The sequence below is a fragment of the Streptomyces meridianus genome, assembly GCF_023703325.1.
GTDB lineage: Bacteria > Actinomycetota > Actinomycetes > Streptomycetales > Streptomycetaceae > Streptomyces > Streptomyces meridianus.
On sequence record NZ_JAMQGM010000002.1, the window covers coordinates 254,506 to 275,709 of the forward strand.

General features: G+C 70.7%; 24 protein-coding genes. 7 read left to right on the top strand and 17 right to left on the bottom strand.

What is annotated here, in order from left to right; translation table 11 throughout:
- Positions 1-171 precede the first annotated feature (171 nt).
- The 3 genes from M1E25_RS02835 to heR all read left to right on the top strand — a co-directional run bounded on the left by M1E25_RS02835 (position 172) and on the right by heR (position 2,821).
- The gene (locus M1E25_RS02835; protein WP_251408917.1) at positions 172-1,008 is read left to right on the top strand and encodes a DUF4397 domain-containing protein; all 837 of its coding nucleotides are present in this window, start codon (positions 172-174) and stop codon (positions 1,006-1,008) included.
- 140 nt (positions 1,009-1,148) lie between these two features.
- Entirely contained in the window at positions 1,149-1,793 is a 645-nt protein-coding gene (locus M1E25_RS02840; RefSeq protein WP_251408920.1) for a class F sortase, read from the top strand.
- Between the two features lie 245 nt (positions 1,794-2,038).
- Positions 2,039-2,821, top strand: coding sequence for a heliorhodopsin HeR (gene heR, locus M1E25_RS02845; protein WP_251408923.1), 783 nt, complete (start codon positions 2,039-2,041; stop codon positions 2,819-2,821).
- 191 nt (positions 2,822-3,012) lie between these two features.
- Here the strand turns inward: heR and M1E25_RS02850 are convergent, their stop codons facing one another.
- A complete protein-coding gene (locus M1E25_RS02850; protein ID WP_251408926.1) occupies positions 3,013-3,489 on the bottom strand; it encodes an ATP-binding protein in 477 nt (158 codons plus the stop codon).
- Between the two features lie 273 nt (positions 3,490-3,762).
- Here M1E25_RS02850 and M1E25_RS02855 point away from each other — a divergent pair, with 273 nt between their 5' ends.
- Both M1E25_RS02855 and M1E25_RS02860 read left to right on the top strand, forming a co-directional pair.
- Positions 3,763-4,614: a helix-turn-helix domain-containing protein gene (locus M1E25_RS02855; protein WP_251408929.1), complete on the top strand. Its 852-nt coding sequence runs from the start codon at positions 3,763-3,765 to the stop codon at positions 4,612-4,614.
- A 10-nt stretch (positions 4,615-4,624) separates the two neighbouring features.
- Positions 4,625-4,816 (top strand): hypothetical protein, encoded by a 192-nt coding sequence (locus M1E25_RS02860; protein ID WP_251408932.1) that lies wholly within the window; start codon positions 4,625-4,627, stop codon positions 4,814-4,816.
- 205 nt (positions 4,817-5,021) lie between these two features.
- On the opposite strand, the gene M1E25_RS02865 is transcribed toward M1E25_RS02860, so the two are convergent.
- From M1E25_RS02865 to M1E25_RS02940, 16 genes are all read right to left on the bottom strand, one after another.
- Positions 5,022-5,360 (bottom strand): XRE family transcriptional regulator, encoded by a 339-nt coding sequence (locus tag M1E25_RS02865; protein WP_251408934.1) that lies wholly within the window; start codon positions 5,358-5,360, stop codon positions 5,022-5,024.
- Positions 5,357-5,737: a type II toxin-antitoxin system RelE/ParE family toxin gene (locus M1E25_RS02870; protein ID WP_372500501.1), complete on the bottom strand. Its 381-nt coding sequence runs from the start codon at positions 5,735-5,737 to the stop codon at positions 5,357-5,359. The genes M1E25_RS02865 and M1E25_RS02870 overlap by 4 nt, the downstream gene beginning before the upstream one ends.
- Before the next feature lie 186 nt (positions 5,738-5,923).
- Complete coding sequence (locus M1E25_RS02875) at positions 5,924-6,583, bottom strand: hypothetical protein (protein WP_251408937.1); 660 nt, start codon at positions 6,581-6,583, stop codon at positions 5,924-5,926.
- Between the two features lie 171 nt (positions 6,584-6,754).
- Positions 6,755-7,378: an OmpA family protein gene (locus M1E25_RS02880; protein ID WP_251408940.1), complete on the bottom strand. Its 624-nt coding sequence runs from the start codon at positions 7,376-7,378 to the stop codon at positions 6,755-6,757.
- Between the two features lie 8 nt (positions 7,379-7,386).
- Positions 7,387-7,968, bottom strand: a complete 582-nt coding sequence (locus M1E25_RS02885; protein WP_251408942.1) for a hypothetical protein — start codon at positions 7,966-7,968, stop codon at positions 7,387-7,389.
- A gap of 32 nt (positions 7,969-8,000) precedes the next feature.
- On the bottom strand, positions 8,001-8,654 hold the full coding sequence (locus M1E25_RS02890; RefSeq protein WP_251408945.1) for a pilus assembly protein TadG-related protein: 654 nt from the start codon (positions 8,652-8,654) through the stop codon (positions 8,001-8,003).
- Positions 8,654-8,842, bottom strand: coding sequence for a Flp family type IVb pilin (locus M1E25_RS02895; RefSeq protein ID WP_251408948.1), 189 nt, complete (start codon positions 8,840-8,842; stop codon positions 8,654-8,656). The genes M1E25_RS02890 and M1E25_RS02895 overlap by 1 nt, the downstream gene beginning before the upstream one ends.
- Positions 8,843-9,096: 254 nt before the next feature.
- A complete protein-coding gene (locus tag M1E25_RS02900) occupies positions 9,097-10,095 on the bottom strand; it encodes a response regulator transcription factor (RefSeq protein WP_251408951.1) in 999 nt (332 codons plus the stop codon).
- 14 nt (positions 10,096-10,109) lie between these two features.
- Complete coding sequence (locus M1E25_RS02905) at positions 10,110-11,453, bottom strand: sensor histidine kinase (protein ID WP_285830297.1); 1,344 nt, start codon at positions 11,451-11,453, stop codon at positions 10,110-10,112.
- A 50-nt stretch (positions 11,454-11,503) separates the two neighbouring features.
- Positions 11,504-12,391 carry a DUF5936 domain-containing protein gene (locus M1E25_RS02910; protein ID WP_251408957.1) on the bottom strand — a complete coding sequence of 296 codons (888 nt, stop codon included), beginning with the start codon at positions 12,389-12,391 and terminating at the stop codon, positions 11,504-11,506.
- 22 nt (positions 12,392-12,413) lie between these two features.
- On the bottom strand, positions 12,414-13,352 hold the full coding sequence (locus M1E25_RS02915; RefSeq protein WP_251408960.1) for a type II secretion system F family protein: 939 nt from the start codon (positions 13,350-13,352) through the stop codon (positions 12,414-12,416).
- Positions 13,353-13,362: 10 nt separating this feature from the next.
- Positions 13,363-14,700, bottom strand: coding sequence for a TadA family conjugal transfer-associated ATPase (locus tag M1E25_RS02920; protein WP_251408963.1), 1,338 nt, complete (start codon positions 14,698-14,700; stop codon positions 13,363-13,365).
- Between the two features lie 67 nt (positions 14,701-14,767).
- Positions 14,768-15,178 carry a TadE family protein gene (locus tag M1E25_RS02925; protein ID WP_251408966.1) on the bottom strand — a complete coding sequence of 137 codons (411 nt, stop codon included), beginning with the start codon at positions 15,176-15,178 and terminating at the stop codon, positions 14,768-14,770.
- Positions 15,179-15,182: 4 nt separating this feature from the next.
- On the bottom strand, positions 15,183-16,805 hold the full coding sequence (locus M1E25_RS02930) for a CpaE/TadZ family protein (RefSeq protein ID WP_251408968.1): 1,623 nt from the start codon (positions 16,803-16,805) through the stop codon (positions 15,183-15,185).
- 10 nt (positions 16,806-16,815) lie between these two features.
- The gene (gene cpaB / locus M1E25_RS02935) at positions 16,816-17,520 is read right to left on the bottom strand and encodes a Flp pilus assembly protein CpaB (RefSeq protein ID WP_251408971.1); all 705 of its coding nucleotides are present in this window, start codon (positions 17,518-17,520) and stop codon (positions 16,816-16,818) included.
- 104 nt (positions 17,521-17,624) lie between these two features.
- A complete protein-coding gene (locus tag M1E25_RS02940; protein ID WP_251408974.1) occupies positions 17,625-18,578 on the bottom strand; it encodes a thioredoxin-like domain-containing protein in 954 nt (317 codons plus the stop codon).
- A 275-nt stretch (positions 18,579-18,853) separates the two neighbouring features.
- Here M1E25_RS02940 and M1E25_RS02945 point away from each other — a divergent pair, with 275 nt between their 5' ends.
- Both M1E25_RS02945 and M1E25_RS02950 read left to right on the top strand, forming a co-directional pair.
- Entirely contained in the window at positions 18,854-20,386 is a 1,533-nt protein-coding gene (locus M1E25_RS02945; RefSeq protein WP_251408977.1) for a hypothetical protein, read from the top strand.
- Between the two features lie 174 nt (positions 20,387-20,560).
- On the top strand, positions 20,561-21,139 hold the full coding sequence (locus M1E25_RS02950) for a hypothetical protein (protein WP_251408980.1): 579 nt from the start codon (positions 20,561-20,563) through the stop codon (positions 21,137-21,139).
- Positions 21,140-21,204: the final 65 nt, after the last annotated feature.

Genomic DNA, 21,204 nt, shown 5'->3' on the forward strand with positions numbered 1-21,204 from the left:
GTCGAACATCTTCGAACGCCGAATCGACACGCGTGGGCAGCTGACAGAGGTCTCGTGTCGCCTTCTGTCGCAGTGCCTGCCGGATATCTCCGGTGCCCGCGCGTCGATCCCAGGCAAGGGAACCCGAGGTGTGCCGCGTCCGCGGCACACAGCGGGCAGGGAGGACGTCCGATGAGGTACTCGCGCAGCGCCACGGCCGTGGCCGCAGGACTCGGAACACTCGCCCTCGCTCTCTCCGCGGCAGCCCCCGCCGTTGCCGAGAGCACACAGGCCGAAGCGGAGAAGGCCGACGTCTCGGTCTTCCACGCTGTCCCGGGGCTCACCGTGGACGTGTACGCCAACGGCAAGAAACTGCTCCCCGACTTCAAACCCGGCACCCTGACCGCTCCGCAACCGCTGGCGTCCGGCAGCTACGACATCAAGGTGTTCAAGGCCGGCGCCGATCCGCAGGGCAAGCCGGCCATCGAGAAGCAGGTGGAGATCCCGGCGGGCGCCAACGCCACCCTGGTCGCCCACCTGACGGCGGACGGCTCCCCGACCCTCGACGCATACGTCAACGACACGTCGAAGGTCGCACAGGGCAAAGCGCGGCTGACCGTGCGCCACGTGGCGGCGGCACCTGCCGTGGACGTGCGGGCCGACGGCACCCCCGTCTTCAAGGGACTGGTGAACCCCAAGGAGGCAACCGCAGAGGTTCCGGCCGGCAGCATCAACGCCGACGTGGTACTGGCGGGCACGGCCGACGTGGTCATAGGCCCCGCCGAGCTCAACCTGAAGGCGGGCACCAGCACGGTGGTGTATGCCTGGGGCAGCGCCCAGGACAAGAACCTCGCGCTGAAGGTGCAGAACCTCGGCACCGGGCAGACTCCTCCGGGTGTCAGCGGTGGTGAGGGCGACGCCATGGCCGACCGCGGAAACGCGGTGACGTGGGCGGCCTGGGGCGCGCTGGGCACCGCCGCCCTGGCGGGCGCGCTCGTCGTCCGCCGCCGGTCCGCACAGCGCGACTGATGCCGCAGCGCTCGTCGCGCCGGTCGGCGTCGCGTGGAGCGGCAGCCAGGCGTCCCGGCCCGTCCCGGAGGACCGGGACGGGACGGGACGGGCCGGGACCAGCCGGGACGGGCCGCCGACCGGGCGGCGGGATCCGGCGGGTGCCGAGCGCCCGGAGCACGTCATGGATCCTGGCGGCCGTCGCGGCGATCTGCCTGGCCGTCGCGGCGACTCTGCTCCTGACACCGTCCGGTTCCCCGTCGCCTGCGGATTTCGGGTCCGTCCCCACTGCGGCACGGCCGGGCACCGAGGTCCGCGACCCGCCGTCACAGGACGCCGGCCGGAAGGTCGAGCCCGGGGAGGCGGCGCCGTCACGTGTCCGGATCCCCCGCGTCGGTCTGGAGGCCGAAGTGGTGTCCGTGGGCCTCGGCGCCAACGGCGACGTGGCCGTCCCCGGTGATCCCGCACAGGTCGGCTGGTACCGCCGGGGGCCGGCCCCCGGGGACCGCACGGGGTCGGCCGTCCTGGCCGGGCACGTCGACTCCGAGACCGATCGGCTGGGAGCACTGGCGGCGCTGTACGACGTCCGGGCCGGCGACCCGGTGACGGTCGAACGGAAGCGCGGGAAGCCGCTGCGCTACCAGGTCGTCGCACGTCAGCTCGTTCCCAGGGACCGGCTGCCCGAGCACCTGTTCCGCGCGGACGGGCCACCGGTACTGACCTTGATCACGTGTGCGCCCCCTTACGACCGTGAACAAGGCGGCTACCAGAACAACCTCGTCGTCTCGGCGCGACCGGTGCGCTGACGAACCCGCGGCCACCGCTCGCGCCGCGATGTCGGGCGGAGCGCGCACCCACGCCGTGCGAAGGACCGAAGGAAGCGGCCCCCGGACGGCACCCGGGCGGGCGACGGCGACGGACCGCAGAGGCAGTCAACGGCATCGCCCCACAAGGAGGTTGACGGTCGTGGCGTGAGCGCGGAGAGCAGGACGGATCGTCCTCGCTTCGCCCGGACCTCACGAAGCCCTCGGGAAAGGCGGCTCAGCATCCCATGACGGAAAATGAAACCGTGCCGGCGGCTCCGGGTGTGACGCGGGAACGCCTGGCCACCCTCCGCGTCTGGAACCTGGGGCTCACGGCGCTTCACCTGTTCCAGGCCGTGGTGATCGTCCTGCTCTCCGAGGGCTTCTCCGTCACGGTCACCTCCTCCTTCCCGCAGGGGCCTCCGGGAAGTGCGGCGCCTGCCCCGGAACCGCTCTTCCGGGTATCGATCGGCTGGGCCGTCGCCGTATTCCTCTTGCTGGCGGCGCTCGACCACCTCCTGACCGCCACGGTCTTCCGCCGGACCTACGAGCGGGACCTGAGGCGCGGCATCAACCGGTTCCGCTGGACCGAGTACGCCCTGAGCGCCACCTTGATGATCGTCCTGATCAGCTTCTACGCGGGCATCACCGGCTTCAACACCCTCCTCGTCATCGCCGGAGCGAACATCGCCATGATCCTCTTCGGATGGGTCGAGGAGCTGATGAATCCGCCGGGCCGCATGCGGACCACGATGCTTCCGTTCTGGTTCGGCACGCTGGTGGGGCTGACCCCTTGGGCCTCGGTCGTCTTCAACGTCGCCGGTTCCGGGACCGTGCCCGGATTCGTGTACGGCATCGTCGCAGCCCAGGCCGTGCTCTTCTTCAGCTTCGGACTGAACCAGTGGCTCCAGTACCGAGGTGTGGGCAGATGGGCCGACTACGCCTACGGCGAGAAGGGGTACCTGATGCTGAGCCTGGTCGCGAAGTCCCTGCTGGCCTGGCAGATCTTCGCTGGATCGCTGTCCGGCTGAGCACCGCCCCGGCGCAACTCCGCCCGAGGGCACAGCCGCAGAGCGCCCACGGGCTTGTCGCACCGCGGGAGCGGCGTGACGGTGTCGGGGCCGGGCAGGCGCCGTGGACGGCCCGGCGAGCGCGGTTGCTGCGGCGGCTGCTGGTCGTCCCTTCCCGGCCGGAATTCCGCCCCGCGGCGATCACCTGCGACTCAGTAACCGCGGGCTCCTTGCCGGGGCAGGACCGCCCACATCCGGGTACCGCCGCCCGGCTCGCGCGCCTTGCCGAAGCCCCACTCGCCGCCACAGGTCCGGACGACGCGGGCCAGGAGCCGCAGCGCCGACCGGCGGCGGGCGTCGCAGGCGGCGGCGAGGCGGGGATGGGTGTGACGGGGGTGCGCATCGTGGACGATCACGCGCAGGGCGTCGTCCCGGTAGCGGAGTGAGACGTACACCTCGGCCGTCGACGCGAACCGGCAGGCGCAGGCTGTCAGTTCGCCGACGACCTGGACGGCCGGGTCCGTGAGGCCGTCCAGGCCGTGGGCCCGGAGGACGGCCCGGACCGTGGACCGGGCGATGGCCGGCCCGGAGAGAGCGGCGGGCAGGGTGAGGCTGTAGGCGACGGACTCGGGGTCGGGCGGTGCGGCGTCCTCGACGGCATCGCGGCAGGACGACAGGGTCAGGGGCATGACGAACTCCCTTGTTCGCACGGCGGAGTGATCGCGCTCGCGGCTGCTGTGAGCAGTGGCCTGTCTCCCTGAACGCGGGCCCACCCCTCCCAGGGCAGGAGCCACCGGGCAGGCGCGCGTGATGCACTTCAACTCATTTGCGTGAGCGCTGCGTTACTTACTGTAGGGCATGCGAGGGGCAATTTTGCCCCTTCGAAATCAAAGAGGTTCGCCCGTCCATGCACGACGAGCCTGAAAGCGGCAGACTGCCTCCGAGCCTCAGAGAGGACGGGCATGGCTGCGAGGACATCACCGACGGAGCGCCAGCGGAGACTGGGAGCAGAGGTTCGCAGGATGCGTACGGCGGCAGGGATGTCAGCCGAGGCAGCCGCAGGCCTGCTGGGGGTCGATCGCGGCAAGATCTCCAATATCGAGTCCGGGACACGGCCGATCAGCCCGGACCGTTTGCGCACCCTCGCCTACAACTGCGCCTGCCAGGACGATGATTACGTCGAAGCGCTGGTGCGCATGGCCGATCCGGGCGTTCGCGGCTGGTGGGAGAGGTACCGAGGCAGTCTTCCGCCCGGTTTGCTGGACATCGCCGAACTCGAATGCCACGCGGCACGTATGCGGACCGCGCACTCCGTCCACATCCCCGGCCTTCTTCAGACGAGTGATCACGCAACCGCCGTCTTCCGTGCGGTGGTTCCCGCGCTTCCCGAAAACGAGGTCTCACTGCGCCTGGCACAGCGCTTGGAACGGCAGCAGATCCTCGAGGGGAAGCACGCACCTGAGTACGTCGGGATCGTGCACGAAGCGGCTCTCCGCATGCAGTTCGGCGGGCGGAAGGTGGCCCGTGCCCAGCTGGAGCAGTTGCTCACTGTCTCCGAGGGTGGGCGCGTGATCCTGCGCGTCATCCCCTTCGAAGCGGGCGCGTTTCCGGGAGCGGGCCAGACCGTCAACTACGTCGAAGGCCCGGTCCCACAGCTCGACACGGTTCAGGTGGACAGCACACACGGCCCGGAATTCCTCTACCAGGAAGCTCAGTTGGGGAAATACCGCGCTCAACTTGACTGGATGGAGCGAATCGCTCTCGCGCCGGGTACATCACGGGACTTCATCCACAGCATCGCTCAACGACTCTGAAGGAGGACGAATGAAGGACATCACGTGGGAAGAGCCGTTCTGCGGCGAAGGGGCGAGCTGCTTCCGGATAGGGACCGACGACGAGGGCAACGCCTACATCGCCGTCGCCGGGCAGGAGGACCGTTACGTCACGGACTCCCGCGAGGCGCTGCGCAACCTCGTCCGGGACATCAAGGCCGGCAAGGCCGATCACCTGCTGTAGGGACGGCATCCGCGCGGCGAGGGTGGCGGGGGCAGCTCTGTCGTTGGTCCGGAGACTTACCGGGTCGGCCGAGATCAGCCTCGACGTGCCGGCGGATTCTCCGTGGGCTGATCACGGCTCGAGAGTCAGGCCTTGCGGCCGCGGAGACGGAGCTGGACGGTCGACAAGGGCACGACAGATGGCAGTCGCCCAAGCGCCTCTTCGTTCACGCGACTGTGTACTCGGTGTCGCCGAAATCGGCGACGACCCGAAGCCGGCCACCGAGCGCTTCCACGTAGGACCGGAGGGTCGCAACTTCGGTACGGTCGACCTCACCGTGCTCGATCGAGGAAACGCGCGGCGCCGAAACTCCCATCACCGCAGCAACATCACGTTGCGTGAGCGCCTGGTCGCGCCGCACTTCGGCCAGCTGATACGCCCGCACCTCGGCGGCCAGCCGGTCCATGGCCGCCTGCTTCTCTTCGGCCGTACGCAATGGCAGGCCCGCGGCCATGCGACGCTCCCGCGCCTTGCGCTTGGCCTCCTCCCAGCTGACGCTGCTCATTCATACTCCCTGGAGTCAAGTTCGGCGAGATGGCTTTGATAGCGCTTTTCGGCCAGCGGGATACTGGTGTTGTACCAGCCCCGCCAGTCGCCGGCCTTGTCACCGGCAGCGAGAAGCACCGCGCGACGAAACGGGTCGAAGGCAAAAAGGATGCGGATTTCCCCGCTTCCGGACGACCCGGGCCGCAGTTCCTTCATATGGTGCTGTTCGGCACCCTTGATCCGATCGACCAGCGGCCGTCCGAGTGTCGGCCCGGTCGCAGCCAGCACGTCGATCGCATCTTCCACCAGTTCCGCACTGCCCCAGTCGTGGGACCAGGGCATCTCACGCCTTCGAGTGAACCAGTGCCGCAGCCAGCGAATTTTGAGACCCCGCATCGGTGCAAGATCTCGCGCTCGCGCCTGGAGCACGGCTCTGACCAGCGGGTTCTGAGCAGACTCAGCCCGTTTCCGAGTGCCCGGAGTCTCAGGTGCGCGGCAGGATTTTGAAGACACTCCCCAGGCTGCTGCCCCCACCTTTCCGGGCGGGGGCAGCGGGTGGTGATCGGGTACCGCAGGCCGGCGTCAGCCGTTGACCGGCCACTCCAGTGGCTTCTTGGTGAAGCCCTGGAACAGCTCGACCGCGGTTGCCTTTTGCCCCTCCGGGATGAGGAAGGCGGTGCAGACCTTCTCCGACTGGCCGGGGCCGACTTCCTTGTCCCGGTCCGTTGCCGGGCAGTTCGGCCACTTCGCCGAGCCCAGCAGGACGATGAGGGCCCGGGTGCGTTGATCCTTGTCCGTCCTGACGACCAGATCGTCGTCCATATCGCCGAGCTTCATGGGTTTGCCACTCGTGTGCGTGAGCGTGGACCACACATGGACCGGAACCTGCGGGTCGTCGTCCGCATCCCGCTTCAGGCCCGACTTCTCCAGGTCGGCCTTGGTGCCGGCCTGCACCTTGGTCGGCGTGACGGTGAACTTCGCGCCCTTCGACTCCTTCTGGTCGCTCACCTGCTCCGGACTTGCTTCCCCGAGCCGGAAGGTCTCCTTGCCGTCCGATCCGTCCGAGTCCTCGGAACCGGAGCCGGACGACTCGGAGGACTGGGCACTCGACGGCTTCGCTGCGGCGTTGTCGCTTCCCTGAACCGAACCCGAGTCGTTGCAGCCCGTCAGTGCCACGGCCAGCGCGAGAGCCCCATCGCCGCCGAGGCAGCACGAGTCCATGTACGCATGTCGTCCTCGCATTCCCCGTTGATTTCCCCGTTGCCCGGCCGGGGGCGGCCTGCCTGCACAACCGGATTCTCGTTGATCCGGCAGATCCTTGCGGAGAAGGACCGTCCCCTTACCGGGTTTCCGCATCCCGGCTCGGGCGCCGGGATGCGGACCGCCGTCCAGCGCGTGATGCGCGGTGTCGCGTCAGCCGTCGCCCCGAGGGAAGGAGATCTCGACGCGGCGGTTCTTCTTCCTGCCCTCTTCCGTGGAGTTGTCGGCCGTCGGGAAACGCTCTCCGTAGCCGCGGATCTCGAACGTGACCCCGGAGCCCAGCTTCTTGGCCAGCACCTTCTGCACGGCGTTCGCGCGCTGCTTGGAGAGCGTGTCGCCGTGGGCCGACGAGCCCAGGTTGTCGGTGAACCCGAAGACCCGGACCTCCTGCGAGCCCTGCTTATCGATCTCCTCGGCGACCTCGTTGATGCGGACGTTGGCGTCACCGCCGAGCTTCGCACTGTCCTTGCCGAAGAGGACTTCGGCCTGGAGGGCGAACTTGATGTCGGAGTTGGTGTCCTCCCGGCGCTCGTCACCGCCGTCGGACTCGACGACCTGCTTGATGTCGAGGACTTTCGCCGGGGCCAGGCGAGCACCGTCGACCATCCTGAGGTCGGGGTCCTCGGGGTCTACCTTGACGGGCGGTACGGACGTCGCGGCGGCTCCCGGACCGTCGTCCGCCTGGGCGGTGGTGGCGCTGAGCGTCCCGGTCGCCAGCACGGCCGCGACGGCAAGTGCAGCGATAACCCCGTTGCGGTTCAAGTGAGTTGTCGTCATGGCGGCACTCACTCGGAGATCTCGATGGTGGCCGAAGCAAAGGTCGGCAGCTGGAAGGAGACCTCAGAAGTGCCCTCGGGGGGCGCCGGGAACTGCATAAAGATAGGGATGCTCTCGCCGGGCTTCATGGCGCGCATTCCCGTCGTGGTCAGAGGACGCCCCTCCGTGTCCCGAAGCACGTAATAGCGCTTCTTCCCCTCGGAGTCGACGAGGGTCGCACCACCCAGGGATCGCCCGTGCCGGAGAATCTCGGTCTCGTTTCCACTGAGTGCCGAAGAGATGTTCTTCGCCCGGTCGCCCGCGTTCTTGATCTGGCCGTTCACAGTGACGAACCCGCCTGAGTCACGCTTCGCGGAGTTGAGCGTCAGAACGAAGCCTTCTCCACCCTTGAGTTCGGCCAGGACTTCCTGCGGAGACTCCTCCGGGTCCTGCTGCGAGCCATCGTCCTGCTTGCCCGACGGCGCGGAGGAGGACGAGGCTTCGGGCTTCGGGTCGTCCGAACCGCAACCGGCCACGGCGAGGGCCAGACCGGCGGCGATCGCCACCGCAGCCATCCCCCTGCGGGCCTTCGTGGTGTACCGCGTACTCATGCGTGGCGCGTCCTTTGCTCGTCGTTCGCTGGTCAGTCGGTGAGGTGCACGGAGAACAGATCGGCGGCCGTGGGGAAGAGGTGCGGGTCGTCGGGGTCGAGCGAGAAGTCCCGACCGTCGCACCGCAGGGTGCCGACCGGCTTCCTGTCCTCGTCCTCGCCCTCGTCCGATCCGCCACCTCCGTCCTCCTCGTCCGGCTCAGCCTTCTGGAAGGAGCAACGGAAGTCGATGACCGCCTTCGCCGTGGCGGTGGCGTGTTGGTTCTCCGTCCCGGGGACGACCGAGTCGCCGACGGATTCGAGCGTCCTGACCTTGACCTCGAAGCCGCGACGGAAGCCGAAGACCCGGTGACAGCCGTCGTAACCGCCCGTCAGCTCGGCGTCGTTCTTGGCCGCGAACCGGGCGGCCTCCGCACAGCCGCGCGCCTCGGTGAACGGAAGACGTCCGAGGACGTCCTCGAGGTCACCGCCGTCGAGAATGCCGTCCAGCAGTCCTTGGCGGAACGGGTCCCGGGCGTCCTGGGACGCCGCCAGTGCTGCGGCGTCCGCCGCAGTCTGCGCCCCGTTCCGGGCGGCCGCCGCCTGGCCGACTGCAAAGTAGGCGAACGCGAGGAAGAGCAGACCCGCCACCACCGTGATGTAGATGGGGAAGGCCTGCCCTGCGTCGCGGAACCGGCGCGGCTGCATCAGCCGCCGGTGACCTCGGTGATCTTGTCGCTGATGGCGTCGAAGATCGACTGGCCGATGTCCGTGCCCGTGATGGCCAGGACGATCGCCACGACCACCGCGATGATGCCCAGGTACTCGACCGCGGTCTGGCCCTTGTCGGCGCGGCGCTGGACGGCGGCGACGGTGGTGTTGATCCAGGTGCTCATGGTGTGCCCCTCCGGATTCGGCCGACCGGTGGCCGGCCGACACGCGCAATGGTGTGGTGTCGCCGGCGTAACCGGCTTCCTCCCGGCCGGTGCCGCTGGCGACATCCGCAACGTATGCCTGCCCGGCATCCCGCGCAGAGGGCCCATGGGCCCAATTCCAGGCCCAACGCATGCTTGGCCATACCCCGTTGCCGATCACGGCCCGCACATGCACCCCCGCGCGCATGCCCGTCCGATTCGCTGCCCGCATCCGCTCACCCATGCCTGCCCGCCCCCGTTCCCCCGCCGCCGCGCGCTGTCCCCAGCCAGGTGGCGATGGCTTCGCTGCGACTGCTGCTGTGCAACTTCGCAAAGATGCGGTTGATGTGGTTCTTGACGGTCTTCTCGCTGATGAAACAGGTGGCCGCGATCTGCTGGTTGCTCATGCCGGAGGCGATCAGGTCCATCACTTCCACCTCCCTCGAACTCAGGCCGTGGGACGCCCTGTCGTGCGGTTGACGCGAGGGCGGCGGATACGGTTCCGGCTGCGGAACATGTCCCGGCCCGTGGTGTGCCGCCACCTCCCGGCCCGGCCGAGACACTCCCGACTGTGACACATCGGGTTGCATCTGCGAAGGCATTTCGCGCCATCCCGGCGCCGGGGCAGGCGTGTGCTGCCCCTCCCCGCCCGGTCCGCGCAGGTGGGCCAGCAGGGCCTGGGCGGCAGTCGGCGTGAAGTGCGGCCGCCCCTCCTTGATGTCCCGGACCGCTGCGACGAGTTGGTCCGCCGCGAACTCCCCGTGGACGAGATACCCGCCCGCGCCCAGTCGCAGCGCCTCGTGCACGATCTCGTTCTCGCGGCTGTACGTCAGCATCAGCACGGGCGCCACACTCACCAGGTACGGCAGGGCGGAGATGCCGTCGACGCCGGGCATGCGGACGTCGAGCAGGACGACGTCCGGGCGCTGCTGCTGCGCCGCCTGCAGGGCCTCCCGCCCGTCCGCCGCTTCGGCCACGACACGGATGTCGTCGCGCCCGTCGAGCAGAACGGTCAGCCCCGCCCGGACCACCGGGTTGTCGTCGGCGACGACGACCCGCAGAGGCCGGCTCACCGGGGGCTGGGGCTGCGGGAACGCCTCGTCCGGCGGCGGGTACGCCCCGGCCGGCGGATACCGGTCCGGTGACGGCGGGCGCTGCGAGCGTGGCGGCGCGTGGTGCGGCGGGACGGGCGGGAACTGGGGCGGCCCGCCGGCGTGCGACGGCTCGTCCGGCATGGTGCTGCCTCCTCTCATGGGTCGGTGCGGGGCGTTTGCTGCGCGGCGGGCGCCGCAACGGGCGGTGGCATGGCGGGCAGGGCCGCGATGGGCAGGTCGATCCGGACCTCGGTGCCGATCGCCCGGCCCTTGCCGATCCGGATCCGGGCGCCGACCCCCACCGCCCGCTCCACCATGCCGACCAGGCCGAAGTGCCCCGATCGGCGCAGCTCGTCCAGGCTGGTGGCCTCCGGCAGCCCACGGCCGTCGTCGCGCACCGAGATGCGCAGCGAGCCGTCCACCACGCCCGTCTCGACGTGCACCCGCTGCGCCCCGGCGTGGCGGTGGGCGTTCTCCAGGGCCTCCGAGGCGACGGTCAGCAGGTGGCGGGCGACCGCATGGGGCACCTGCGGGACGGGTGCCGGGCCCACGGTGCTGAAGTCGGCGACGATGCCGGTGCTTCGGGCGAAGTCGGCGGTTCGGGCGGCGAGTTCGTCGGCGACGGGCACCCCGATGGTGTCGAGGTCGCCCCGGCGGCGCAGGTCGGAGAGCAGTTCCCGGGATTCGGCGGCGGCCCGGCGCGCCGAGCGGCCGACGAGTTCCGCCTGCTGCCGGACGGTTCCGGGGTGGGCGGTCGCGGCCGAGGCGGCCAGCCCGTCGGCCGCCAGTGCGAGGCCGTGCAGGGTCTTGGCCACCGAGTCGTGCATCTCCCGTGCCAGGCGGGCCCGTTCGCCCCCGACGGCCTCGGCGACCGCCAGCCTGGAGCGGGTCTCCGTCAGCGCCTGGCTGGCCGCGCCGAAGCGCAGCATGAGGTTGCGGAGGGTGACGCCGAGGGCTCCGGTGACGACGCACAGGCCCGGCATGAGGAAGACGCTGTCGAACGGGGTACCGGGGCCGGCCAGGGCCGAGTGGGCGACGACGAGGATCAGCGACTGGAAGCAGACGAAGAACGCCGAGCCGCGCCAGCCGTAGACCAGGCCCGCGAGGAGCGGGGTGCACACGGTGACGTAGGCGAGGGTGGAGTCCGGGCCGGCCGCGAACAGCAGCAGCGAGGCGAACAGGGTGTCGGCGGCGAGCAGCGACGGGTGGCGCAGCAGCAGCGGACCGCAGCGTTCCCAGTCGCGGAACAGCACGTAGTTGCCCATGAAGGTGAGGACGACGGCCGCCCCGACCAGCCGGACGGGCGTGCCGGGGGCGGCGCGCAGCAGGGCGGCCGGGGCGGCGAGGGCGATCATGGCGAGCCGGAAGCCGAACACCTGTCGGCACAGCGCCTGGAGGGCGCTGACCTGGAGCCGCAGGGCCGGGTCCGGGGGTTGCACCGGGCCGGCGTCCGGGACGGGCCCGTCGGCCCGCGCGAGGCCGGCGTGACCCGGGCCCATGGCGAAGTCGCGGGGCCTGCGCAGCTGGAGGGTTCTGGCGGCCACCGCCCTCACCGTCCGGTGATGGAGCCGAAGTCGGTTCCGGAGCCCAGGAAGAGGCCGGCGGCGAGCAGGATCAGGGTGGCCGGGACCATGAACGTGGTGATGACCATGGTGGCCTTGGGGATCGTCCTGGCCGCGCGCCGGCGGGCGTTCTGGGCGTCGGTGCGGCGCATGTCGTTGGCGATCTGGATGAGCGTCTCGACGATGGGCGCGCCGAGTTCCTCGCCCTGCTGGAGTGCGGTGACGAACTGGGCGACCTGCTCGGACCGGTTGCGTTTGCGCAGGCCCTCGAAGGCCTGGCGGCGGCTGACGCCCATGTCCATCTGGCGCAGGGTGATGCGGAGTTCGTCGGCCCAGGGGCCCTCGTACTTGGTGGCGACGCGGTCCAGGGCCTGTCGGAAGCCGAGTCCGGCGCTGACGACGACGGCGAGGACGTCGAGGAAGTCGGGGAGGGTGCGGTCGATCTCGTTCTTGCGGAGGCGGATCGCGGACCAGATGCCGACCTCGGTCCAGACGGCGCCGAAGGCGAAGAGGAGCAGGGCCGCGAGCACGTTGCCCTTGGCGAGCATGACGAGGCCGCCGAGTCCGCCGAGGAAACCGTAGACGGCGCGGCGGGCGGCGTAGCGGTCGATGGTGAGGCCGCCGGGGTTGCCGGCGAGGTCGATGCGGCGGCGGACCCGGTTGACCCGCTTGGGCCCCATGGCGCGCTGTACCGCCGGGGCCCAGCGCATGCCGAGGCGGTCCACGGCGGAGTCCATGGCTCCGGTCCGGGTGGAGCCGACCTCGAGGGCGACGGCGAGGTCCCCGGGGAGCCGGGCCTCGGAGCGGTACATCCGGATGCCGTGGAAGATTCCGGCGGTGGCGAGTGCGGCGGCGAGCGCGAGCAGCAGTCCCATGGGTGGCGGCCCCTTCCCGGGATCAGACGTCGATCTTCGACATGCGGCGGATGACGGCGAAGCCGAGGGCGTAGAGGACGAAAGCGGCGATGACGGCCCCCTGGCCCAGTGCGGAGCCGGTCATGGCCTCCAGTGCCCCGGGTTTGACGTTGTCCATGAGCAGCAGCGAGCCGAGGCCCATGACGGGGACGGCGTAGGCGGTCATGTTGACCTGGGAGAGCTGGGTGCGGACCTCGCGCCGGGTCTCCTTGCGCTCCTCGAGGGTCTCGGTGAGGTTGCGCAGCGAACCGACGACGGTGCCGCCGGCCCGGTTGGAGAGGACGAGGGTGGTGACGAGGACGACGAGTTCGCGGGAGGGCAGCCGTTCGGCGAGTTCGCCGAGGGCGTCGTCGACGGAGTGGCCGACGGACAACTGGTCGGCGACCTTGGCGAGTTCCTCGCCGGCGGGTGCGTCGAGCTCCTCGGCGGCCATGCTGAGGGCCATGCGCAGGGCGAGGCCGGCCTCGGTGGCATTGGCGAGGATGCGGGAGAGCTCCGGCAGTTGGTTGATGAACTTCTCGATGCGTTTCTGGCGCTGCCAGTTGAGGAAGGCGAGCGCCAGCCAGATGCCGATGAGCCCGCAGATCGGGCCGAAGAACGCGGCGAGGACGGCCTGTCCGGTGATCCACAGGCCGGCGACGGTGGCGACCATGTAGACGAAGAACTCGCCGGGGGTGAGGTCGAGACCGGTGGCGGCCAGTTTGATCTCGATCTTCCGGCCGAATCCGGTGCGGCGGATGCGGCGGTCGATGCCGGGGAAGCGGCGGCGGCGTCCGACGACCGGTATCTGTCCGGTGGACGAGAGCCGGTCGACGAGGGCGGCGTGCTGGGCCCGGCCGGTGGCCCAGGCGTGGACGCCGGCGACGGCGAGCACGCAGAACACGAGGGTCACGCCGATCGTCAGGAGCGCGAGATTGTCCATACCGGGCTACCTACTTGGCCTCTCTGGTGGTGAGCTGATCGTCGGTCTCGGCGACGCCGTAGGCCTGTGGCACGGGCTGGCCGGCCATCCGGAGGCGGTCGGCGACGCTGCGGGGCAGCGGCAGGTACCGGAAGTCGCCGTGGACGGTGCCGTCGCCGTCGATCGGCCGGGCGTCGAAGCGGGCGACGGTGGCCAGCCGCAGGTCCTCGCGGCCCCGTGACCGGAGCATGGCGATCTCGCTGATCTTCCGGGAGCCGTCGGGGTGCCGGGTCAGCTGGACGATGCAGTCGACGGCGCTGTTGATCTGGTCGCGCAGCGCCTCGAAGGGGATCTTCACCTCGGACATGGAGGCGAGGGTCTGGAGGCGCATCAGCGCGTCCTCGGCGCTGTTGGCGTGGACGGTGGCCAGCGAGCCGTCGTGGCCGGTCGACATGGCCTGGAGCATGTCGAGGGTCTCGCCGCCGCGGACCTCGCCGACGATGATGCGGTCGGGGCGCATGCGCAGCGAGTTGCGCACCAGGTCGCGGACGGTGATGCGGCCCTTGCCCTCCACGTTGGGCGGGCGGGTCTCCAGCCGGATGACATGGGCCTGCTGGAGCTGGAGTTCGGCGGCGTCCTCGACGGTGATGACGCGCTCGCCCTCGGGGATCAGCCCGGACAGGGCGTTGAGGAGGGTGGTCTTGCCGGAGCCGGTGGCGCCGGAGACGATCACGTTGAACTTGGCCTGGACGAGACCGGACAGCAGCATCACCATCTGCTCGTCGAGCGTGCCGAGGCCGATCATCTCCCGGAGGGTGTAGGAGCGGGGGAAGCGGCGGATGGTGAGGGTGGGGCCGGTCAGCGACAGCGGCGGGATGATGACGTTGACGCGTTCGCCGGACGGCAGGCGGGCGTCGACCATCGGATTCGACTCGTCCACCCGGCGGTTGACCGTGGAGACGATGCGTTCGATGGTCTGCATCAGCTGCTCGGTGGAGGCGAACCGCATGGGCAGCAGCTCGACCCGGCCGGCGCGTTCGACGAAGATCTGGTCCGGCCCGTTGACCATGATCTCGGTGATGGACGCGTCCTCCAGCAGCGGCTCGAGCACGCCGAGGCCGAGGGCTTCGTCGACCACGCGCCGGATGAGCTGGGAGCGTTCGACGGTGGAGAGGACCGGGCCCTCGCGGCTGATGATGTGCCCGAGGACGCGCTCGAGCCTGGCCCGGCGCTCGGCGGCTGCGAGCGAGGACATCTCCGCGAGGTCGATCTCCTCGAGCAGCTTGGCGCGGTAGACGGCGACGAGGTGGCCGTCCTCCCGTCCCCCGCCGTTCTCCTCGGGGGCGCTGATGCGTGCCCTCAGGCTCATCGGTGCCGTACTCCTCACTGACGTGGCGGTGGCCGGCCGGGGTCGTTCCGCCCGGCCTGCCGGGGCTTCAGTCGCTGGGCATGGTCGCGCTCTTGGTCGCCGTGCCGAAGCCGACGCCGGGGACGATGGACGGGATCGTGACCTCGGCGGTCCAGGTGACCTCGTGCGGGCCTCCCCCGGTGGATCTGAGGCGGGTTTTCAGCCAGCTGCTGACCGCGGCCTCGCCCGCTGTCCGCGGCGACAGCCCGCTGCGGTGGTAGCCGTCGGCGCGGGCGGCGGCCCGGGCAGCGGTGCCGGCCTGCTGAACGGCATAGGCGGCGAGGCCCAGTTGGACGACCGCGAGGCCGACGGCGAGCAGGACGGGCAGGAAGCCCAGGTACTCGACGGCGGCCTGGCCGCGGTCGCGGTCGCCTGCCCGGATCCGGCGCCGGCCGCTGTGCGGGCTCCCGTGCCGTGCCGTGCGCGTTCCCCCGGTCATGACGTCACCCTTCTTCCTCGACGGCGCCGGCGTGGCCCCGGACGGTGAACGGGAAGTCGACGGCTCCCGGGAACAGCACCGGGACCTTGAGGCCGACGGTGGCCTTCACCATGCCGCCCGGTGACGCGCAGGCGACCCGGGCGCTGCCCTTCCAGGAGTCGGGGAGCTTGTCCGTCCCGGCCTCGTCGCAGACCGTCGCGCGTTCGTACGGCTCGGCCGCCGCCGCGCTGCGGGCCGCCTCGTCCGCCGCGTTCCCGGCGAGCGTGAACGTGTAGCCGACGAGCACGAACTGCCAGAGCAGGACCAGGGTGAGGACGAGCAGCGGCACCATGCCGAGGAACTCGACCGTTGCCTGCCCGGAGTCGCCCGGACGCGGCGGTTCCGGTGCCGGGCGCCGAAGGCGTCCGCCCATGGGGCGACGGTCGCCTCGCCCCTTGCCCTGCTGCGCGCCGTCCGCGGATCCGACCAGGCCGAGTTCGCCCGCCAGCCCCCACAGGGCCTGCTTGACGGTGCTCCGGCTGTCGAGGTCCTGCATCCGGCCGGAGTCGACGGCGGGCTGGAGGTCCTTGAAGCCTGCGGGGACGGCGGTGCGGGCGACCCGGGTGCCGGTGATGCGCTCGACGAGGGATGGCTGGATCTCGGTGTTCCGGGTGTGCCGGTTGACCAGTGCCACGGTCTCCTCGGCCTTGCGGATCTGCAGCCGGTCCCACATCCGCACCAGGCGCTTGGCCGCCCGCACCGCGACGACGTCCGGGGTGAGCACCAGCAGGGCGGTGTCGGCCATCTCCACGGCGGCGGCGTTGGCCCCGTTCATGTGGCTGCCGCAGTCGATGACGACGACCTCGTAGCGGCTGCGCAGCGCGCTGACGACCTGGCGGGCGGTGCGGTCGGTGACCTCCTCGCCGCGTTCGCCCTCCCCGGGGGCCAGCAGCAGGCCGAGCCCGGTCGGGTGGGTGAACACCGCGTCCTGGAGGACGCGCGGCGAGATGTCCTGGATGCCGGCCAGATCGACGATGGAGCGGCGGTACTGCACGTCGAGGAACGAGGCGACGTCCCCGGACTGGAGGTCCATGTCGACCAGCGCGGCGCTGCGGCCCGACGCCTGTGCGGCGAGGGCGAGTTGGACGGCGGTCAGGGTGGCGCCCACTCCGCCCTTGGCGCCGGTGACGGTGACGACCGTGCCGCCGGGTCCGGTGAACACGTCGCCGCCGCTGCCCAGATGGCGGCGCACCCCGGCCGACCACTGGGCGGCGGCGTGCACCCGGGCCGCCAGGTCCTCGTACGACAGGGGCAGACCGATGAGACCGCGGGCGCCGGAGTCCATGGCGGCCGAGTACAGCGCCGGGCCGGTGTCGGCGCTGATCAGCACCACACCGACGGCTGGGAAGCGCAGCGCGACCTCGCGGACGAGTTCGAGGGCGGGCACCGGCCCGATCCGCTCGTGCACCAGCACCACTTCGGGCAGCTCGTCCAGCGACTCCCCGGCCAGCCGGGCGAGGGTGTCGAGCAGCGACGTCGAGTCGCCGACGGGCGCGGCGGGCTCGGCGTCCGGCAGCTGGCTGAGCAGCGTCGTGACGGACCGGGCGGCGTCGGCGTCCCCGACGGCGGGGAGGATCCTGATCGTCATCCGGGCCGCCTCACTTGTCGCCGTCGAGGGTGTACGTGCGGTCCCCCGGGCGGATCGTGGTGTCGCTGCCGGGTGCGACGAGGGCGAGGCGCACGTGGGTGGCGAACGACTCGGCATAGGCGACGCGCTGCGCGTCGAGGGTGTCGAGGGCGAAGGTGATCGGCACCGCCTCGGTCGCCTGCCGCCGGGAGTCCTCCGTGGGCTCCAGCGCGGTGAGCCGGCCGACGTCGATGACGGCGGCGTTCGCCACGATGACCTTGGAGACGGCGGAGGAGCCCTGCTTCTGCCCGTCGAACGTGGCGTAGATGTTGACGGTCGCACCCGGGGTGATCTTGCCGGCGACACCGGTCGCCGCATCGATCATGATCGCGATCTCCTGCTGGCCCGTCTTCAGCGCGGGCCGCCGGACCAGCATGTCCTCCTGGAGCAGCGAGCCCTTGTGCAGCGTGGTGACGGCGATCCGGCCGTTCAGCTCGCTCAGGTCGGTGACGGCCGTCGCCGGCAACCACCGCTTGGGCATCGAGACCTTCTCGAACTGCTCGGCGCTCAGCTCCCTGTAGGGGCGTATGTCGTTCTTGATCCGGTAGGCGACCCGCTCCGGCCCGACCTTGGAGTTCACGTCGCTGATCACCGAAAGCACCCCGGCGAACACGCCGAAGGCGCAGAGGACGGACAGGAGCAGCAGGATGATGCCGCGGCGCTGGCGTGAGTTCATGGGACGGGCAACCTCGTTCGGGTACGGATCCGGTGGTGAACGGCGAGCGGGTGGTGCGGGTCGGGCGACACGGCGGCCGGGTGCGGGGCGGGCGCCTTGCGCGCTCAGGTTCCGGGGTGCGCTGCCGGCTCCCGTGCGGTGACGCCTGCGGAGCGGCTGCGGTTCTCGGCGGGGAGCACCGGTGCGGAGCAGAACGTGCAGCGGTCGCCGATGAGTTCGGCGGAGCACCAGGAACAGTTCTCCCGCCGGACCGACGCCACCAACTGGTAGAGCACGGAGAGGTCGGGGATGAAGGCGGTGAACTCCGTCAGCTTCGAGGTCCCCCACCAGCGCGAGGAGTCGGCGGGCAGGGTGGCCTGGCGGACTGCGTGCACCCGCCAGGCCGGGGCGAGGGTCGTCGTCACCCACTCCGACGGGAGCTGGCCCTGCGCGAGCAGCAGGTGGGTGGCGTAGCCGGGGCCGCTCGGAACGCCGCCGTCGCCGATCCTCAGCAGTTGCGGGTGGGGGTGCGCCAGCACGGCGAACTGGGATCCGGGCACCCAGGACCTGGCGTGGGAGGACAGGCTGACGGGGACCCGGTCGAGTTTCGCCACCGAGTTGAGGACGGCTCCGGCGTGCACATAGTGCGCGAGGAGGCCGGCCGCCCCGGCGAGCACGCCGGGACTGAAGTCGCAGACCGACAGCATCCTCAACTGCTGGGCCAGCACCGCGATTCCGAGCGGCGGCAGGTCCAGCGGCAGCAGCGCGATCCGGTCGCTCTCGAGCACCGAGCGCACCGTGTGCAGCCGTTGTACCCGGGCCGGCGGCAACGAGGAGGAGTACAGGACGACGACGTGGCCGTGCTGTTCGAGCAGCAGGTTCATGTCGGCGAGGGCCGCGTCCAACGACTGCGACTCGGGCGGCTGGAGCACGGCCGCGTGGGGCAGGGGAGGCACCGTCGAGCCGGGCACCTGCCCATCGGGTGGTGCCGGCACCAGATCGGGACTGGTGACAGCTATCGCGGTCGGCACGTTGCTTCCCCGTTCACTCCGGCCGCGGGAGGCGCCGGAGATCGTCATTGCTACGTCCTTTTCAGCACTTTAGCCACCTGGGACGGCTCAGAGAACACCTCCATGCGTGAGGGCGATTGGACCACGTATGCCGCCGGACGGGGAGGGTTTCCCGGGTCCGGGGCAGGCCCACTTTTCCTGGGCCCCGGCAACTGGCCGTCAGTGGGCCCGGTTTGGGGCCTCGGGGCCCACGACCCGGGGCAGTCGCCGTTCGTACGATCCGGGTCCGGCCGAGAGCCATCGGCATCCTTGCGCGTCGCGCATCACGACCCAGGAGCGTCGCTATGCATCAGGGGGGCGGCACACGCGGCACACCGCCGGTGTTCAGGGGCAACGACCGCGGTGCGACCGCGTCCGAGTACCTGGGCACGATCGTCGTGGTCGCGGCCATCGTCACCGCGGTGACCGGTTCGTCGCTGGGCACGCAGGTCGCCGACGCGATCGGCACCCAGATCTGCCGGCTGACCGGCGGCAGCGACTGCGGCACGGATACCCGGGCGGGCGACGGGCCGAAGACGGACGCCGACTACGAGCCGCCGCTGTGCAACGTCTCCACGATCTCCGACAAGGCCGGTGCGGAGGCGAAGATCGCCTGGTTCACCTGGGGCAACGAGTACGGCTTCCAGCAGCAGACGTTCCAGGCCAACACGGACGTCAACGGGGACGGCACGGTCGATGAGAACGACCAGAAGGTGCTGCTGACGTTCACCGACGCCGCGTCCGTCGGCGCCAAGGGCGACTGGAAGCCGGGGCTGAGCGTCGGCAAGCTCGGCACCGAGAAGGTCGAACTCGGCGGCGGCATCAAGGTGACCAACGGCGACACCTGGGCGTTCGACAGCCCCGAGCAGGCCGAGGAGTTCCGCGACGACATCGAGGAGATGAAGACGTGGGAGACCTCGATGAAGTACGGGGGCAGCCCGTACGGCGGCGGCAACCCGTACGCCGCCTACAAGTGGGCCGACAAGGCCGAGGAGATCGAGAAGAAGCTCGGCGACCGCCACATCAGCTACGGCAAGGTGGCCCTCGACGTCGCGGCGGATGCCGGGCTGAAGCTGTCGGCCTCCGACGAGAGCAAGCTGTCGGCGAAGCTCGGCGGCACGTTCCGCTTCTCCCCCGAGGTGACCGTGACCAACAACAACATCGACGGCACCCAGTCGTACACGTACGCGGCGTCCATGACGTACGGGCTCAAGGGCGGCTACGAGGCGGGGCCGATCAGCGGCAGCAGCGGCGGCTCGACCACCCGCACCGGCACCATGACCGTCACGCGCGACGAGGAGACCGGGGAGATCGTCCGGATCGACATGACGCAGACGGTCGAGGGCAAGCAGACCGACGGCGCGAAGGCCGACGGCAAGGGCGACAACGGCAAGAAGGGTGACGGCAAGCGGGGCGGCGGTGTCTCGGCCGGCGGCAGCGAGTCGTCGAAGGACATCCGGATCGTCACCAACTCGATCAGCTTCGAGCCGGGGGACGCCGGGGCCGCCGACCGCCGGATCGCCGAGGCGTGGCTGGAGGGCAGCGGCGACAACACGGCGCCGTTCGCGTACATGTTCGGCGACCACGCGCCGGAGAGCCGCCCCGGCGCCGACGACCCCTTCGGCCAACTGCTCTTCGACGAGGGGCAGTCCAGCAGGATGCGCTACACCGGCGAGACGGATGCCGCCGAGTACGGCTTCGACCTCACCCTCGGCATGAGCCTCGGCTTCAAGGTGACCATGGAGAACAGTTCGCAGACCCTGCAGGACGCCGAGTTCCTGGGCGCGCCGAAGGGCGACCGGCGCTCGTACCTGCCGTACAGCTACTGCGCCGCATAGCGGCACCCGGGCCCGGCTCCTGACGTCCGTCGCGGACGGGAGCCGGGTCCCGGGGCTAGGGTCGGTGGTGGAAGTCCCGTCCGGTCCGCGGCGCCCGGCCCCGCCCCAGGGGCGCGCTACTTTCACCACAGACCCCGGATTGCACCCGACAGGCCCGCGACAGAGGGAGCCCCCATGATGAACGCAGCGATGCGCCGGACCGCCCTGGCGGCCGCGATCACCGCCCTCGCCGGGACGCTGCTCGCCGGATGCGCGGACCCCGGCTCCGGGCAGGGCGGCGCGGGCGGCGACGGGTGGGGGACGCTCACCACCGACCGTCTGACCGTGTCCTACCCGAAGGGCTGGCAGAAGCTGTCGGGCAAGGCTCTCGGCCGGCACAACGACGCCGCGGCCGTGCTCACCGAGGACGGCGCCGAGGTGGGCAGGATCGGCGTCCAGCTCGACTTCATGACGGCGTCCGACGCGCAGATGGCGGCCGTCGGTGCGGCCGGAACCTACGTGACCGGCGGTCGCACCAGGAGCCGCGAGGCCGTCGAGGTGAACGGGACGGACGACGCGCGGCGGATCGAGTACCACGACCGGAAGTCCGCCGGCGGGGACGGCGCACCCCCGAAGGGTTCGGTGGTCCGGGCCACGGACGTGGTCGGCATGGACGGCCGGGACGAGGCGTTCCTGGTGCGGATCAACGTGGTCGAGGGCACGCTCTCGGAGCGCGACATCGACCGGATCGTGCAGAGCATCGAGGTCCGGTAGGGGCGGGGCGCGCGGCCCGGCCATCGAGTCGACACCTCTGCCCCGTCGGCCGGTTACCTCCGGGC